The sequence below is a fragment of the Leptospira sanjuanensis genome, assembly GCF_022267375.1.
GTDB lineage: Bacteria > Spirochaetota > Leptospiria > Leptospirales > Leptospiraceae > Leptospira > Leptospira sanjuanensis.
Map to the genome: position 1 here is coordinate 2,051,790 of NZ_JAIZBH010000001.1, position 16,251 is coordinate 2,068,040.

General features: G+C 46.6%; 14 protein-coding genes and 1 pseudogene. 11 read left to right on the top strand and 4 right to left on the bottom strand.

Going from position 1 to position 16,251, the window contains the following annotated elements; genetic code table 11:
• Positions 1-189 precede the first annotated feature (189 nt).
• Complete coding sequence (ispH, locus tag LFX17_RS09165; RefSeq protein WP_238746240.1) at positions 190-1,128, bottom strand: 4-hydroxy-3-methylbut-2-enyl diphosphate reductase; 939 nt, start codon at positions 1,126-1,128, stop codon at positions 190-192.
• A gap of 252 nt (positions 1,129-1,380) precedes the next feature.
• Between ispH and LFX17_RS09170 the strand changes: the two genes are divergently transcribed.
• The 5 genes from LFX17_RS09170 (at position 1,381) to LFX17_RS09190 (ending at position 8,783) form a co-directional block, all read left to right on the top strand.
• A complete protein-coding gene (locus LFX17_RS09170; protein WP_118956865.1) occupies positions 1,381-2,229 on the top strand; it encodes a flagellin N-terminal helical domain-containing protein in 849 nt (282 codons plus the stop codon).
• Between the two features lie 238 nt (positions 2,230-2,467).
• Positions 2,468-2,845 (top strand): hypothetical protein, encoded by a 378-nt coding sequence (locus tag LFX17_RS09175; RefSeq protein ID WP_238746242.1) that lies wholly within the window; start codon positions 2,468-2,470, stop codon positions 2,843-2,845.
• Between the two features lie 40 nt (positions 2,846-2,885).
• Positions 2,886-4,289, top strand: a complete 1,404-nt coding sequence (locus LFX17_RS09180) for a TolC family protein (protein ID WP_238746244.1) — start codon at positions 2,886-2,888, stop codon at positions 4,287-4,289.
• Positions 4,286-5,452, top strand: a complete 1,167-nt coding sequence (locus LFX17_RS09185) for an efflux RND transporter periplasmic adaptor subunit (protein WP_238746246.1) — start codon at positions 4,286-4,288, stop codon at positions 5,450-5,452. The genes LFX17_RS09180 and LFX17_RS09185 overlap by 4 nt, the downstream gene beginning before the upstream one ends.
• Before the next feature lie 7 nt (positions 5,453-5,459).
• Positions 5,460-8,783: an efflux RND transporter permease subunit gene (locus tag LFX17_RS09190; RefSeq protein WP_238746248.1), complete on the top strand. Its 3,324-nt coding sequence runs from the start codon at positions 5,460-5,462 to the stop codon at positions 8,781-8,783.
• 180 nt (positions 8,784-8,963) lie between these two features.
• Here LFX17_RS09190 and LFX17_RS09195 read toward each other — a convergent pair whose 3' ends face one another.
• Positions 8,964-9,815, bottom strand: a complete 852-nt coding sequence (locus tag LFX17_RS09195; protein ID WP_000586161.1) for a flagellin N-terminal helical domain-containing protein — start codon at positions 9,813-9,815, stop codon at positions 8,964-8,966.
• Between the two features lie 30 nt (positions 9,816-9,845).
• Here LFX17_RS09195 and LFX17_RS09200 point away from each other — a divergent pair.
• From LFX17_RS09200 to LFX17_RS09215, 4 genes and pseudogenes are all read left to right on the top strand, one after another.
• Positions 9,846-10,167 (top strand): annotated as a pseudogene (locus LFX17_RS09200) (hypothetical protein).
• Entirely contained in the window at positions 10,151-10,702 is a 552-nt protein-coding gene (locus tag LFX17_RS09205) for a cob(I)yrinic acid a,c-diamide adenosyltransferase (protein ID WP_238746250.1), read from the top strand. The pseudogene LFX17_RS09200 and the gene LFX17_RS09205 overlap by 17 nt, the downstream one beginning before the upstream one ends.
• The gene (locus tag LFX17_RS09210; protein WP_238729988.1) at positions 10,678-11,982 is read left to right on the top strand and encodes a peptide MFS transporter; all 1,305 of its coding nucleotides are present in this window, start codon (positions 10,678-10,680) and stop codon (positions 11,980-11,982) included. The genes LFX17_RS09205 and LFX17_RS09210 overlap by 25 nt, the downstream gene beginning before the upstream one ends.
• 50 nt (positions 11,983-12,032) lie before the next feature.
• Positions 12,033-13,307: a C40 family peptidase gene (locus LFX17_RS09215; protein WP_238729989.1), complete on the top strand. Its 1,275-nt coding sequence runs from the start codon at positions 12,033-12,035 to the stop codon at positions 13,305-13,307.
• 111 nt (positions 13,308-13,418) lie between these two features.
• Here the strand turns inward: LFX17_RS09215 and LFX17_RS09220 are convergent, their stop codons facing one another.
• The gene (locus LFX17_RS09220) at positions 13,419-13,958 is read right to left on the bottom strand and encodes a DUF1564 domain-containing protein (protein WP_238729990.1); all 540 of its coding nucleotides are present in this window, start codon (positions 13,956-13,958) and stop codon (positions 13,419-13,421) included.
• A 47-nt stretch (positions 13,959-14,005) separates the two neighbouring features.
• A complete protein-coding gene (locus LFX17_RS09225) occupies positions 14,006-14,629 on the bottom strand; it encodes an LON peptidase substrate-binding domain-containing protein (RefSeq protein WP_238731563.1) in 624 nt (207 codons plus the stop codon).
• A 54-nt stretch (positions 14,630-14,683) separates the two neighbouring features.
• On the opposite strand from LFX17_RS09225, the gene rfaE1 reads away from it, so the two are divergent.
• A complete protein-coding gene (rfaE1, locus tag LFX17_RS09230; RefSeq protein ID WP_238729991.1) occupies positions 14,684-15,697 on the top strand; it encodes a D-glycero-beta-D-manno-heptose-7-phosphate kinase in 1,014 nt (337 codons plus the stop codon).
• Between the two features lie 2 nt (positions 15,698-15,699).
• On the top strand, positions 15,700-16,176 hold the full coding sequence (gene rfaE2 / locus LFX17_RS09235; protein WP_238729992.1) for a D-glycero-beta-D-manno-heptose 1-phosphate adenylyltransferase: 477 nt from the start codon (positions 15,700-15,702) through the stop codon (positions 16,174-16,176).
• Positions 16,177-16,251 lie beyond the last annotated feature (75 nt).

Genomic DNA, 16,251 nt, shown 5'->3' on the forward strand with positions numbered 1-16,251 from the left:
ATTCCATATTCAAATAATACAAAATTCTTAAATGCAAAAAGTGGAATAAAGGCGAGATGAGATTTCTTGCGATTTTGAAAGAAAATCGATGAAATTCAGGAAAAAGAAATTTCCTAAATTCTCCATTCCTTAAGGAGTGGAGCAAAGTTTACGCGGATTTCTATGTCGCATTTTGACGCGATTTTCGGATCAGCTGAGAAGATTTCCGGGAAGTTTAAAATTCATAGAATCTTCTCTCGAACCGGGAAACAATTCAACTTCCGCGTTCGGATAAAACACCTTGAGTTTAGAAATGATTTCGTCCACGAGAACCTGAGGAGTGGAAGCGCCGGCGGTTAATCCTAAAATTCTAATTTCATTATTTTGAATATACTCTTTGGAAAGATCGTCCGCCCCCGTCACTTTGAAGGAATGCGGTTTCGATTTTTGAGCGAGCTGCAAAAGACGAAGAGAATTGGAACTGTTATCCGCGCCGATCACGAGCATCGCGTCGATCGCGTCCATCATCAAAGAAACGGCTTCCTGTCTTTCGGTGGTCGCATAACAAATATCGTCTTTCGCGGGATGTTCGACAAAAGGAAACGTCTTCGCGATTTGATCCACGACGTTCTTCGTGTCCGCAACGGAAAGGGTGGTCTGCATCAAATAGGTGAGCGGTTTTCCGGGATCGATTTTTTCCTTGAGAGCGATTACATCTTCGGCGGATTCTACGAGAAACATCTCCGCTTCTCCCATAGTTCCGATCGCTTCGTCGTGTCCCTCGTGTCCGATGTAGATGATTTGGTGCGTATCTTTGATCTTGCGCGCTTTTCTGTGAACGCGTGTAACCAGAGGACAGGTCGCGTCTCCGATCTTCATTCCTCTTTTTTTTGCGGCATCGACGACGGAAGGAGCCACACCGTGCGCCGAAAAAACGACCGTCGCTCCGTCCGGGGCTTCGTCGAGATCGTTGATAAAACGGATTCCTCGTTTTTTCATGTCTTCCACAACGCGGCGGTTGTGTACGATCTCTTTACGGACGTAAATCTGTTCCGCGGAATTCGCCTGAACCTGTTCCACATACGTAATCGCGTACTTCACACCGGCGCAAAATCCTCTAGGATTGGCTAAATAGATCTTTTCTAACATGAAAACTCCGTCCGAGTACCATTCTAAGAAACTCGTTTCAGCAAAGAATCAAAAAAAATTCCCGCGCGCTTACGATCCTTTCACGCGACATAGCGAAATCCGATAGGAAGCGGTTTTTTATCATAGAATCGCCAAAAAAAGTGCATTATCGGATTTTACGGACGCGTCGATGGATTCTTTGAAAAGGTCAAGGAAGACCTTTGAAAAATCATTACCCCCTTTTTAAGGGAATCGGATTCAAGGAGGAACCGAATGATTATCAACCATAACGTCAGTGCCATTTTCGCGCACAGAACATTGAAGTTCAATAGCGAAAACATGGGAAAGGACATCGAGAAATTGTCCTCCGGAATGAGAATCAACCGCGCGGGCGATGATGCTTCCGGTCTTGCAGTGTCCGAAAAAATGAGAACTCAGATTCTGGGTCTCAGAAGAGCGGAAATGAACACTGAAGATGGTATGTCTCTGATACAGACTACTGAAGGATATCTGCAGGAAACTCATGAAATCGTTCAGAGAATCCGGGTTCTTGCTGTTCAAGCTGCCAACGGTATCTATACCGAGGAAGACAGACAACAGATCCAAGTGGAAGTTTCCCAGTTGGTCGATGAGATCGACCGAATCGCTTCTCAAGCTGAATTCAACAAAATGAAACTCCTTACCGGAGCTTTCGCAAGATTGAATCCAACTGCGAGTATGTGGTTTCACATGGGTGCAAACATGCACCAAAGAGAAAGAGTTTACATTGAAACGATGAATACGGCGGCATTGGGCCTTAGAAACCCGACCGTTTTAACGTTTATCTCTCTTTCTACTGCCGGCAAGGCGAACTCGGTAATCGGATTGGCCGATGATGCGCTCCGTTCCATCTCTAAACAGAGAGCGGACTTGGGTGCGTATTACAACCGTCTGGAACACGCAGCGAAAGGTCTCATGAACGCTTATGAGAACATCCAAGCAGCCGAATCCAGAATCCGCGATACCGATATGGCCGAGCAAATGACTAGCTTCACGCGTTACCAGATCCTGACTCAGGCTGCGACCGCGATGCTGGCCCAGGCCAATATGAAACCGCAAACGGTTCTCCAGTTACTGAAGTAAACTGAAAGCGCCGTTTCTTCCGGCTGAAAGACCTTAAATTTCAGCCGGAAGAGTTAAGCAAAAGCCGGAAACGACGATATCTAAAATGGATTTATAATTCCCGTTATAAATCGCCGTACGACTCTGAAGCCCGAGTATTCTTCGAAAGAATCTTCGGGCTTTTTTTTTCTTCCAATTCCGCTTTTACTTTCGTCCAATGGACAAGATGTTTCGTTGGAAAAAGGGGAGTGGACTGGTTTTGATCGGCGCTATCGCGCTGAATTTAGCCTGTATGTCTTTTATGGGTGTTACCGGAACTTGTCCGATGAGTTCCGCTTCTTCCATGTCAGATTCCTCCGCTGTTCCTTGTCATGGGGAGAATGGCGATTCGGATCATGATTCAGCTTCCGACTGTTGTTCCTCTGAAGTTACCAGTTCGGGCGTACAACCCGAATTTCGATTCGAACTTCAGAATTTCTGGAAGTTTCCGATTCTTTCGGTTCTTTTTATTCTTCCTCTCGATTTCGTATTAGCAGCTCCCAAGACGACCGCGTTTGAAACGCTTGATCGCAGTTTGGGCGGACCGCACTCCGAATTTCAAAATCCTCTTTCTCTTCTTCAAGTTTTTCTCATCTAAACAGAACCTGTCATTTTTCTTTCGATTTTAAGGAGGAGCCATGGGTTCTTTACGCATATATTCTATTTTTATAATATTTCATCTTTGTTTTTTAGTTTCCGTTTCGTTTGCAGATTCCAAGTCGGATCGTAAGACGCTTGAAGAAATCCTGACTTTGATCGCAGAGGAACATCCCGAAGCGAAATCGCTCGGACATCTTACGCATTCTCACAAATCCCATACCGAAGCTTCCGGGATTTTACCCGATCCGAAAATCGGGATCGCCTATCGAAACTATCCGACCCGCAACGGATACGCGTTAAACGACCGCCCTTTGGACACGCCCACGATGACCGGGGTGGAGTTTTCCATTTCGCAGGAACTTCCGTTTCCGGGCAAACTCGGAAGCGAACAAAAAATTTCCAAATTTATGGAGAAGGAAGCGGGTTATACGTATCTTTCCGGAATCAACCGTCTTTTGAGCGATCTTCTCTCGAAACTCAATCGATACCAACGATCCAGAAATAAGCTGGAGTTGAACCGAAGAGTCCTCGAATTGCTTTCGGCTCAAAAAAACGTGGTTCAAGGATATTATTCCTCCGGCAGCGTTTCTCTGGCGGAAGCGTTCAAACCTACGATCGCCAGAACGGAGGCGTTGGAAAAAGAAACGGAATATTCCACAAATATAAAAGACTTAAACTCTCAACTGGAATACTTTCTGATCGAGGATAAACTTTCCAAAAACGACCTCACCTCCTTGGACGCGGATTCCTACTTTAGAGAAAACGAATCTAGAATACTATCGCTCCATACTTCCATCGATTCGTTGAGCGGAGAAAGCCCGGATTACAAGGCGTTTGTCACGGAAGAAAAACGATTTAAGGAAACCGCCAAACTCGGAAAACTTTCTCTTCTTCCTCAAACCGAAGTCTTCTTTTCTTACATGAATCGCAGATCGCAGACGTTCGCATTGGACCGAGGACCGCTCGATTACAAACTTATGGATACGACCGAATATCGAGGAGATCTATTCAGTTTCGGGGTTACGATGAAGGTTCCTTTTTGGTCCGCGTTCAAATGGGATAGCATCACAGGTCAGTATGAAAAGCAGGCCGATGCCGGAAAAGAATCCGCCGTAAAGGCGAGAAAACAGATCGCTTCCGAGCTCAAGAGAAATTTGGAACTCATCTACGGTTTCCAAAAACAAATCGATCTCCTTCAAAAACAGCTCATTCCCGAATTGGAGAAAACGGTGCGCGCCAATACGCATCTTTACATCCCCGGAAAAACGAAATTGCAGGAAGTTTTGACCGCGCAAGTGGAAGTGGTCAACGCGAAGATCCGCCAGGAAGATCTATTAGAAAGAAAAAACGAATCGATTCTCAACATTCTCCGTTTGTTGAGCAGACTCCAACCTGAAAAAGAAATCGGTCCGCATTCGAATCACTCGGGAGAAACATTATGAAATCATTTTATACAAAAGCGATCGTTTGGATCGCTCTTTCCGTCGTTTTAGCGGCCTGTTCTTCCAAAAAGGAAACGTATTATTGTCCGATGCATCCGACTTACACGTCGGATCGCCCCGGAACATGCCCGATTTGTAATATGGATTTGGTTCAAAAAGGGCACGAGGATCACGAAAACCATTCCGGTAGCTCGACTCTGAACGGCGATTTAACGACGAATAATAATTCGATGGGAGCCAAAGATGATTCCTCAGCGAACGGCACATCCATGGATTCTTCTTCTGCTCAAAATCAAAACGCAACGAACGAAGACCACGCTTCTCACGAGGATTCTGCGGTTCAAAATAAATCGCCGGAGACGAATCCAAGTCCGAATCCGCAAGAACTAAAACTTTCCTTGGAAAAACAACAATCGATCGGAATCAAAACGGAATCGGTGCAAAGAAGGGATTTAACCAAATCGATTCAAGCATATTCAACCGTTGCGTATGATCCCGATTTATATACGGCTTTGACCGAATATAAGGAACTGCTTCGATCCCGTGAGTTATTACCCGATTCCTCCTTTGGCGGACAAAACCCGCAGATTCGTTTGAGGCAACTCGGTTTATCTCCCGAGCAAATCCGGCTTTGGACCTCGGGCAAACGAGATCCTTCCGAATTGATTTTAGGCGGAAAGTCGGGAAGGGCGCATATTTATTCTCAGATCTACGAATCCGATTTGTCCGCGATCCATGTCGGTTTAAAAATTTCCTTCCAGACGAAGGTTTTTCCGAACAAAACCTTTACGGGAAAAATCGCAAGCATCGATACGATTCTCGACAAGAACAATCGAACCCTTCGTTTACGAAGCGAAGTGAACGACCGCGAACAAATTCTGAAACCGCAGATGTTCGGAGATCTGGAAATCGTTCTTCCTCTCAAAAAAATCCTGAGCGTTCCTTCTTCCGCGATTTTGGATACGGGAATTCATAAGATGGTCTATGTTCAAACCGGTCCGGATCGGTTCATGGGAGTGCCCGTAAAGACCGGAATCAGCGCCGGGTCTTGGGTGGAAATCAAGGAAGGCTTAGAAGAAGGACAGAGGGTGGTCGTGGAATCAGCTTTTCTGATCGATTCCGAAGCAAGGATTCGTTTCGGGTCCTCCTCCCACAAACACTGAGGTTTTTATGATTCAAAATATTATTCGATTTTCCGTATATAATAAATTCTTAATTATACTTTTGACCCTGGGAGCGATCGCCGCATCGATCGTATCTTTGCGGAACATTTCTTTGGACGCGATCCCCGATCTTTCGGATACGCAGGTGATCGTCTATTCCCGATGGGATCGAAGCCCCGACATTTTGGAGGATCAAGTCACTTATCCGATCATAACATCCTTATTGGGCGCTCCTAAGATCAAAGCGGTTCGCGGCTTTTCGGATTTCGGATTCTCGTATGTCTACGTCATCTTTCAGGACGGGACCGATATATACTGGGCGCGTTCGAGGGTTCTCGAATATCTATCCCGAATCCAATCCAATCTTCCCGCGGGAGTCAAAACCGAGTTGGGTCCCGACGCAAGTTCGGTGGGTTGGGTCTATCAATATGCTTTGACCGATACGAGCGGGAATTCTTCCCTTGCGGATCTGAGAACGTATCAGGATTTTAAACTCAAATATCTTTTGAACGCGGTCGGGGGCGTTTCCGAAGTGGCCTCGTTAGGCGGTTTTAGAAAACAGTATCAGATCACCATCCAACCGAACGCATTACGATCCTATAATATCGATTTCGATACGTTGGTGCAAAGAATTCGCGCGAGCAATCAGGAAACCGGCGGAAGACTTCTCGAAATATCGGGAGCGGAATACATGGTTCGGGGAAGGGGGTATCTTTCTTCTTTGGAAGATTTGGAAAATATCTCTCTCGGAACCGACTTGAACGGAACGCCGATCCTTTTGAAAAACGTCGCGACCGTCCAATTCGGTCCCGACATACGGAGGGGAATCGCCGATTTAAACGGGGAAGGGGACGTGGTCGCGGGAACGATTGTTATGCGACATGGGGAAAACGCGCTCAACGTGATCGATCGTCTTAAAACAAAACTCGAAACGATCCGAAAGAATTTACCGGACGGAGCAGAACTCATCCCTACTTACGATCGATCGGAGTTGATCCGGAGCGCGATATCGACGCTCCAATGGAAATTGATCGAAGAGATGCTCATCGTCTCCGCGGTGATCCTTTTGTTTTTGTGGCATTTCCCCTCGGCGATCATACCGATTTTGACGATCCCGATCAGCGTGCTTCTTACCTTTATCCCGATGTTTCTTTTGGACATCAACGCAAACCTAATGTCCTTGTCCGGAATGGCGATTTCGATCGGAGTTCTCGTCGACGGCGCGATCGTCGAGGTGGAAAACGCGTATAAAAAACTCGAAGAGTGGGAAGCGGGGGGTAGAAAAGGGGATTATCACCAAGTTCGTTTGGAAGCCCTTTTGGAAGTCGGACCGTCCGTATTCTTTTCTCTGCTCGTCATTGCGGTCGCATTCTTTCCTGTCTTCGCTTTAGTCGATCAGGAAGGAAGATTGTTCAAACCTTTGGCCTATTCCAAAAACATCGCGATGGCAGTTGCCGCGCTTCTTGCGATCACTCTTGATCCGGCATTTCGGATGTTGTTCACGAGAATGGATCCGTTCACTTTTAAAAGCGCGTTTCTTTCCAAGATCGCGACAAACCTCTTCGTAGGAAAGTATTACCCGGAAGAAAAACATCCGGTCAGTAAGATTCTGTTTCGACTCTACGGGCCTGCGTGTCGCTGGGTCTTGCATCATCCCAAACAAACGATATTCTCCGCGATCGTTCTCGTAGTATTAACGATCCCCGTGTATTGGAGTTTGGGCAGCGAATTTATGCCCCCGCTCGACGAAGAAAGCCTGTTATATATGCCGACCACGTTACCCGGAATCGGTGTTGCCGAAGCGGAAAAATTGATGGTTTCTATGGATCAAAAATTGAAATCGATTCCCGAGATCAAACGCGTATTCGGAAAATCCGGCAGATCAGAAACGGCAACGGATTCGGCCCCGTTCTCCATGATGGAAACGGTCATTCTTTTAAAGCCCAAAGAAGAATGGAGAAAGGCGGATCGATTCTATTCCCATTGGCCGAGAATCTTTCAACTTCCGTTTTTACCGTTCAGCAACGAAAGAATCACCAAGGAAGAATTGATCCAAATTCTCAACCGAGAAATGCAATACCCCGGCGTGACGAACGCCTGGACCATGCCGATCAAAGCGCGGATCGATATGCTGAGCACGGGAATGCGAACGCCGGTGGGAATCAAGATTCTCGGTTCGTCCTTGGAGGAAATCGAACGGATCGGAGTGGAAATCGAAAGTCTATTAAAGACGCTCCCCGACACAAGGAGCGCTTTTGCGGAAAGAACCGCAGCCGGCTACTATCTCGATATAGAATTAAAAAGATCTAATTTAGCAAGATATAATATTTCCGTGGATTCGGCTCAGCAGATCGTAGTCTCCGCCATCGGAGGAGAATCGATCACACAGACGATAGAAGGACGGGAACGTTTTTCGGTAAATCTCCGTTATCCGAGGGAACTTCGAGATTCCGCGGATACGATCCGTTCCATTCTCGTTCCGACCGCAACTTTCGGACATATTCCTCTTGCGGAAATCGCGGACGTTAGACTCAAAACGGGGCCTTCCATGATCCGGGACGAAAACGGATTCTTAGCGGGTTACGTCTACGTCGATCCGGCTACGAGCGACATCGGAGGTTACGTAGACGAAGGCAAAAAACTTTTACAGGAAAAGATTAAAATCCCAAGCGGGTATTCCATCGAATGGAGCGGCCAATACGAGAATATGATCCGGGTTCGGGAAAGAATGAAGTATGTTCTGCCCATCACGATCCTCATCATCTTCTTATTGTTATACGCGAATACCAAGTCTTACGCAAAGACTTGGATCGTATTGCTCGCGGTTCCGTTTTCTCTCGTGGGAGCGGTCGGACTTCTTTATGCTTTGGGTTATCACGTATCGGTTGCGGTTTGGGTGGGAATGATCGCGCTTATGGGACTCGACGCGGAAACCGGAGTCTTTATGCTTTTGTATCTCGATTTATCCTATGCGGACGCCGAACAGAAAGGTCGTCTTCGGAACGAGGAAGAATGGATCGAAGCGGTTTTCCACGGAGCGGTTCATCGCGTTCGTCCGAAAATCATGACAGTACTTGCGGCGATGATGGGATTGTTGCCGATTCTCTGGTCGAACAGTACCGGCTCAGACGTGATGAAACGGATCGCCGCTCCGATGGTGGGCGGACTTACTACGAGTTTCATTCTGGAATTGCTCGTATATCCGCCCGTATATCTGCTTTGGAAACAGGGGAAATTGACTCCGAGCAACTTATTCGCTTTCTGGAATATTCAAAAAGAAGAATCCATTTTTACCGCTTCGCCGACTCGGCAAAAGCGGGGCAAAAAATGATAAACCGAAACGATCGATAAACTAAAAAAAGTCATCGAACGCGCTCGCCGCAAAACGAAAAGCCGCTTCGAATTTTTTCGAAGCGGCTTTTCAACCGAGGTTCGCCTAAAAATCTCCGTTTCAAGAAAATCCGACGTTCTCAGCGTCGATCCAAAAGCGAAGAATTCTTTTCCAAAAGAATCAGCCGAATCGGTCGCTTAACAATTTCACCACTTGATCGGGTCTCATGTTCGCCTGTGCGAGCATCGCGGAACCGCTCTTTGTGAGAATCTGATTTCTGGTATAATCCACGATCTGTTCCGCCATGTCCGCGTCCCTCACACGGCTTTCAGCGGCGACCATATTCACGTAGCTGGATTGCAATCCCTGAGAAGTGATTTCCAGACGATTGTAATACGCTCCGAGATCGGCTCTTTGCTGATTCACCTTGGAAATCGCCGTGTCCAAAATCCCGATCATCGCGTTCGCGCTTGCGGGGGAGGAGAGGGCTTGTTTTTTTCCGTTGGCAACCAACTGAAGACCGGTCGCGTTCATGGAATCGATGAAGATATCGAGCTTCTCGTTCTGATTCGGACCGACTTGGAGCTGAATCGGCTTGTTGGATTGTTTGGAATGATCGCCCGAAAGAGGTTTGATATGGTTGAACTCGGCGGATTTACCGATTCTGTCCACTTCCTCGATGAGCTGATCCACTTCGAGCTGAACCAATTTGCGATCCTCGTTCGAATAGATTCCGTTCGAAGTTTGGATCGAAAGTTCTCTGAGTCTTTGGAGGATATTGTTCACTTGCTCGAGCGTTCCTTCCGTAACCTGGATGAAGGAAACTCCGTCCATCACGTTACGCTCCGCTTGAGCAAGACCGCGGATCTGGGTCCGCATCTTTTCGGACATCGCGAACCCGAGCGCGTCGTCGCCGGCGCGATTGATCCGCAGACCCGTGGAAAGTTTTTCCATGGTCTTGTCCAATTCCTTGTTCACGCTCTTCAGTACGTTGTTCGTCCTGAGCGCGCTAATGTTGTGATTGATGATCATTGTCACAACCTCCCTGTCAATGTTGCCCGGATCCGTCCAGGCCGATGTTTTGGGGCGAAAGAATCCGCCTTCGTTTTATCCACTGCGAACTTCCACTCTGGTTCCGGGAACGGAGGTGAAAGTTTTTATATTTTTTTCCTAAAGTCTTGTGCAGAGGGAGCCGACAATCAGTTTAGGAAACTTTTGTCAAAATATTACTCAAATCGGTTTTTGAAAGCAACTCTTTTCCTTCACGTTATAAAAAAAGTCCTTTTCTTTCCGTCGCACGTTCCCATTGTTTTGATCGTATTTTGTCTCTTCCTATCAGAAGGAAGAACGCTGCGAGCTTAAGAACTATGAAAATCTATACTAAAAAGGGAGATTTCGGTCAAACCTCTCTTGCCACCGGTTCCAAGGTTTCCAAATCGGATCGTAGAGTAGAACTCTACGGAACCGCGGATGAACTCAATTCAACGATCGGGGTCGTAAAATCCTTTTTGCCTTCCGGCTCCGAACTTCATTCTCCCCTGGAAACGATTCAAAACCTCCTTTTTGAACTCGGCTCTGAACTAGCCGGGTTTCGACCCAAGGAAGAATCCTGCATCTTAGAATCCGATATTACGTTTTTGGAAACTGCAATCGATCGGATGCAGGAAAAACTGGAACCTCTGAAAAAATTTATCCTTCCCGGCGGAACGAAGGCTTCTTCTTTTTTGCATATCTCGAGAACGGTTGCGAGAAGACTGGAACGGGAAATGGTCCGCTTTAAGGAAGAAGGTCTTGAAATTCTTTCTCCGCCGTTGATTTTTATGAACCGCCTTTCGGATTATTTTTTTGTGGCCGCGCGTTTTGCGAATTTGGAAGAAAAGATTCAGGAACCGATATGGACGTCCAGAGCAAAGGGATAAATCGGCATCCGAAAGGTCTCTGGGTTTTGTTTTCTACGGAAACCTGGGAACGATTCAGCTTTTACGGAATGCGCGCCTTACTCGTGTTATTCCTGACGAAGGTCTTTCATTTTTCCGATCCGAACGCGAATCGAATCTACGGAATTTATACGGGACTCGTGTATCTTACTCCGTTGATCGGCGGTTATCTCGCGGATCGTTATCTGGGTTTTAAGAAATCCATTTTTTTAGGAACCACATTGATGATGTTCGGACATCTCAGTCTTGCGTTCGAAACGAAATCGTTTTTCTTTTTGGGATTGGCGCTTCTGATCATAGGAGTCGGTTTTTTTAAACCGACTATTTCCACGGTGGTGGGGAGAATCTACGAAGCCGAAAACAAAAATCACATGAAAGATTCAGGATTCACCATTTTTTACATGGGAATCAATCTCGGAGGATTCTTAGGGCCTTTGTTCTGCGGTTATTTCAGCGAATCGTTCGGCTGGGGTTACGGATTCGGAGTAGCGGCTTTCGGAGTATTTTTCGGAATTCTGATTTTCTTATTCGGTAGAAAGAGATTCGATGAAAAGGTTTTCGAAGCCGGTAAGAAGAATCATCTTAGCGAAAGTCATAGACGATCCCCTCTTACGGTAGAGGAAAAACAAAGAATCGCGGTTATTCTCATCTTTACCGCATTTGCCATTATCTTTTGGGCCGTGTTCGAACAAATCGGCTCTTCGATGAATCTTTTTATCGATCGTCACGTGGACCGGAACTGGTTCGGATACGACATCCCCACGCCGTTTTTTCAATCCTTAAACCCTTTGTTGATTTTGGTTTTAGCGCCGATCATCGCCTCGTTTTGGACAGCGCTTGCAAAACGGAATTGGAAGCCGGACACTTCGACCCGATTCGCTTACGGATTTTTCATACTCGGACTCGGGTTTCTGATCTTAACGTTAGTCACATTGGACTTCCGTTTAGGCCATAAGATTCCGGCGATTTGGCTCATTTTGATGGTGGTCTGCATCACCGCGGGGGAATTGTTCACTTCTCCCGGAGGGTTGTCCCTTGTGACAAAACTCGCACCGAATCATCTCGGCGGTTTTATGATGGGAGTTTGGTTTCTTTCCAGCTTTTTCGGAAACATACTCGCGGGAGAACTCGCAGGTTTGATGAGAACTGACAGTTTCCCCAAATTCTTCGGCATGTTCGCTTGTCTGGCTTTTTCGGGAGGAATCGTTCTATTCCTTGCGCGAAAAAAATTCCAGTTCTGGATGCACGACGGAGACCGCTGAAGCGAACAGGAAGTTTCTATATTCTAAGATTTGTATATTAGGAGATGCTGATGTTTCGAATTTCCAAGATTTTTTTGATTCTTTTCTGGATTCCCGTTTCCTTGTTTGCCGATCCGTTTTCCGATCTGCTCAAGGAGGATTTCGAAGCGGGTCAAACCCTGCTCATCCGCAACTCCGTCTTTCAAAGGTTAGGCGGGAAATCCAAGGATCCGAAGGTGATCGAAATCACGAAAAACACGATTCCCTGGGCGATCATGGAAGGGCTCGCGCCCGATACGATCGCGGATCTGATCGTAAACCAATACTATGTTTCACTTTCCGGAATGCGTTTTACCGAAGCGGAAGACGCCATCCCGATTCTTTCCAAACAAAAACTTTCCGATAAGGATTTCGTTTTGGTTTCCTTATTCGTAAAGGAAACGGACAAGGCCGGAATTCGGGAAGAAATCCGAAACGTTTTCCTATCGACCGCGCTCAAATCCCGTTGGGACGGCTTTTCTATTTTGGCCGGTGGACGAGCACTTATCGCGGGAAAATACGCGGGCATTCCCGAGAACAGACTCGCTTCCCGAGTGTTGAGTCTGATTCCGAGCAAAGGAGCGAGTTCTTCCTTTGAAAAAACGGATTCGGCTTTTCGCCAAGCGATCTTTTTTAATCCGACAAACGACCGTTACACGCTCGCCTCCGATCTTTTGTCCCAATTGAAATCCCTGCACGAAGGCACCAAAAGCAGATCCTTGGATTCTTGGACGGCGACGATCGCGACGGCACGGACTTTGGATAGCGGTCTCGATTCCGCCGGAGAAGTGGTCATCGGAGACAGACCGAAATTCGGATTTGAGGAAAATATCCCGGAACCTCCCTTGGTCCCCGAAGTCGAACCGGACGTTCCCGTTTCACCGGGAAAATCCGACTGGGAAACATTACGTTCTTCTTATCTACTTTCCGTGGTTAAGGAATGGGTCGGAACTCCGTATTACTGGGGAGGTACTTCCAAAAAAGGCGTGGATTGTTCCGGATTTACGTTCAGTTCTCTTACAGATAAACGAGTGGGGGTTCCTGCAAAAATCGTTCCTCGTCTCGGAAGAGATCAGGCCAAATCGGGAAGCGGCGTTTCGCATAACAATTTAAGGGCGGGAGATCTGATCTTCTTTTCCGCTTCTCCGAATCAAAGTAAGATCACCCACGTGGGTCTTGTCATCAGCGACAAGGAATTCGCACACGCTTCTTCCACGAGAGGCGTGGTCATCGATAAGATTTCGATGAAGTGGTGGATCGACCGTTATGTGACATCGCGGAGGGTGTTTAAAAAAGTGGAATCCTGATCGGGATTTCCACTCTTTTGTGAGAACCGTCTGCGGGTGATTGTTTTCTATGCGAGCTGATTCTATTGATCGGGGAATTAGCTGGATTTACGGCGATTTTTGATACTTCGGTTAAGAATCGAACCAATCGCGGTAGTCGAGTACGTAAAATGAATTGATCGGTTCCGTTTCCAATCGACGCGCAATCGTATTTTGGAGCAGATCGAGGTGGAGGATATAGCTGTAAGATCGGTGGAAGGTGGGACCTCCTTCATTCATCGTATTCACGATAGAATCCCCGACTCCAACCTCATCCAACCACAATAAATAATTAAAAAGATAACAACGTGAAACTCCATGCATCTGCGCCAATGCGCCGAGAAACGCCCAACTTCCCGTGCTCACCCGAACATTCATTCTCAACATATTATCTTTCCCGGGCGAAGGCTGATATAAAGTCTTTCTTGCATTCACTCCCAAACGATTCACCGTAGTTAAATACTTGCCGTATCGTTCCAAAAGAATCGGAATCCTCTTCGCAAGGTTTTTTTGTGTCGTTTCGGGATAACGAGTCCAAGTTGTTTTGGGAATCAGAAGGGTAACAACCTCCGATCTTCTTTCTTGAAGTTTAGATCGAAGTTCACGATTCGAATTTAAAAGCAGAACACCCATACAAGAAGGCGGTTCCGCAATTCTTCAACTCGGCTCGAAATTCCAATCTATTCTTTCAGATTGAGTTCTTCCACGATCTGCATCAGAATTTTGGTCTTTTCCATCGGATTCGGATCGACCAAAATTTCCTGTTTTTTGGAGAATTCGAAGTTGAGAATGGACGCGATAAAATCGATGGGAAACGGATGTGTCATGAGTTCGTTCATTCGAAGGATCAGATCTTCTCCCGCACCTTCGGAAAGAAGAATTCGCTTGGTTAAGAACAAAAGCCGTTCGAAGATTTTTTGAAAATCCTCATCCTTTAAGTATTCGAAGTTCGGTTCGATCTTTTCGATGCGGGCCACTCGAAACGGTTCCACGGTTTCGTAGTCGATAAGTTTGGCGATTCCCTTTCCTTCCAGAAGAATATTGGATCTTCCGTCGGGCAGAGGGTCTCTTCGAATGATTTTCCCCCAACCGAAAACGGTTTCAATCTCAGGATGTTTGGAGGGCGCCCTCGACTTTGCGGGAAGAATCGGAGCCACTGCCAATTCTTCTCCCGATTCCATACAATAATCGAGCATCAACCTATATCTCGGTTCGAAGATGTGAAGAGGTAAATACGTCCCTGGGAACAGAATGATTTCCGGCAACGGAAAGATGGGGACAGTAGTGGTTGACACGGGAAGGATACTATAACTGCTTAGAGAGAAACCGTAAATCAAAATCCCAAGGATCGGTAGAATTTGTATTATCTGGATCGAAATCGTTTTCAATCTTCCACGGCAAACCTTAAGAATCTGAAAATCATCGTCATCGGAGATTTTATCTTGGATGAATATCTCATCGGAGAAGTGAATCGAATTTCTCCCGAGGCTCCCGTTCCCGTAGTCTGGGTTCGCAAGGAAAAGATCACCTTAGGAGGAGCCGGAAACGTCGTGAAAAATCTATCGAGTCTCGGCGTTCAATCCATCGTTTTAGGAAGAGCGGGAAAAGACGAGAAGGCAAAAAGTTTAATCGGACTTCTTGAAAAAGAAAACACGGACATCGGTCGAAACTTTTTCATACGATCCGAAGACGTTCCCACCATTCTTAAAACGAGAGTGATTGCAGGTCATCAACAGGTTTGCAGAATCGATAAGGAAGAATTAAAACCCATCACGAAAAAAGAAGAGGACGAACTTCTGCAAGCGTTCTTGGAACGAATCGATTCCGCAAACGCGGTCGTACTTTCCGACTACGACAAGGGAACCTTAACGCCTAGAATCATCCAAGAAGTTTCACGGATCTGCCTGGAGAAAAAAAAGATCGTAACGGTCGATCCTCAGGTCAGTCATTTTTTTCTTTACCAAGGTGTGAGTATTCTGACTCCGAATCATCACGAAGCCGGTAAGGCGATCGGAAAAAAATTAGAAAACGATTCCGAGGTTTTAAAAGCCGCCGAAGAAATCTCCGAAAAACTTTCCTGTCCTTCTCTTATGATTACGAGAGGGGAAAAGGGAATGAGTTTGTATTTGGCCGCAAAAAAAGAAATCTTTCATATTCCCACGGTTGCGCGCGAGGTATTCGACGTAACCGGAGCGGGAGACACGGTCATCAGCGCTTACACTGCCTATCACGCGGCGGGACTAAGCGAACTCGATGCGAGTATCGTTTCAAACGCCGCGGCTGGAGTAGTCGTCGGAAAACTCGGAGCGGAAACGGTCACCCCCGACGAACTCGAAGCCTCACTTCAATCTAGGGGAAGTTTTCAAAAGTAAGAATGGACTTAAAGACTCATATCATTCCCTGGGATCAAGCGGCAAGTTTTGCGGACACCATCCGCAAAGACCGGAAAATCGTTTTTACCAACGGCTGTTTCGACTTGGTTCACAAAGGTCATATCACCTATCTTTCCCAGGCTCGGGAACTCGGAGATTTTCTCTGGGTTGGAGTCAATGCGGATTCTTCCGTGAAACGATTGAAAGGAGAACAAAGACCTGTCGTCGGAGAGGACGATCGAGCGCTTCTTCTTTCCAACCTGAGATTTGTGGATGCGGTAACGATTTTTCCGCAAGACACTCCGCTGGATCTGATTCGACTCGTCAAACCCGCAGTTCACGTCAAAGGCGGGGATTACAAGGCGGAGGATCTTCCCGAAACTCCGGTCGTTCGTCAATTCGGGGGAGAAGTCAAAATCTTGCCGTTCGTACCCGGAAAATCCACCTCGCTCCTCATCGAGAAAATCCTGAAACTCTAAAACGAAGTCCTGAACTTTTTTTGGAGACAGAATTCTCGGAAATTCCTGTTTGAATTTCAAGAAACACTAAAAAAC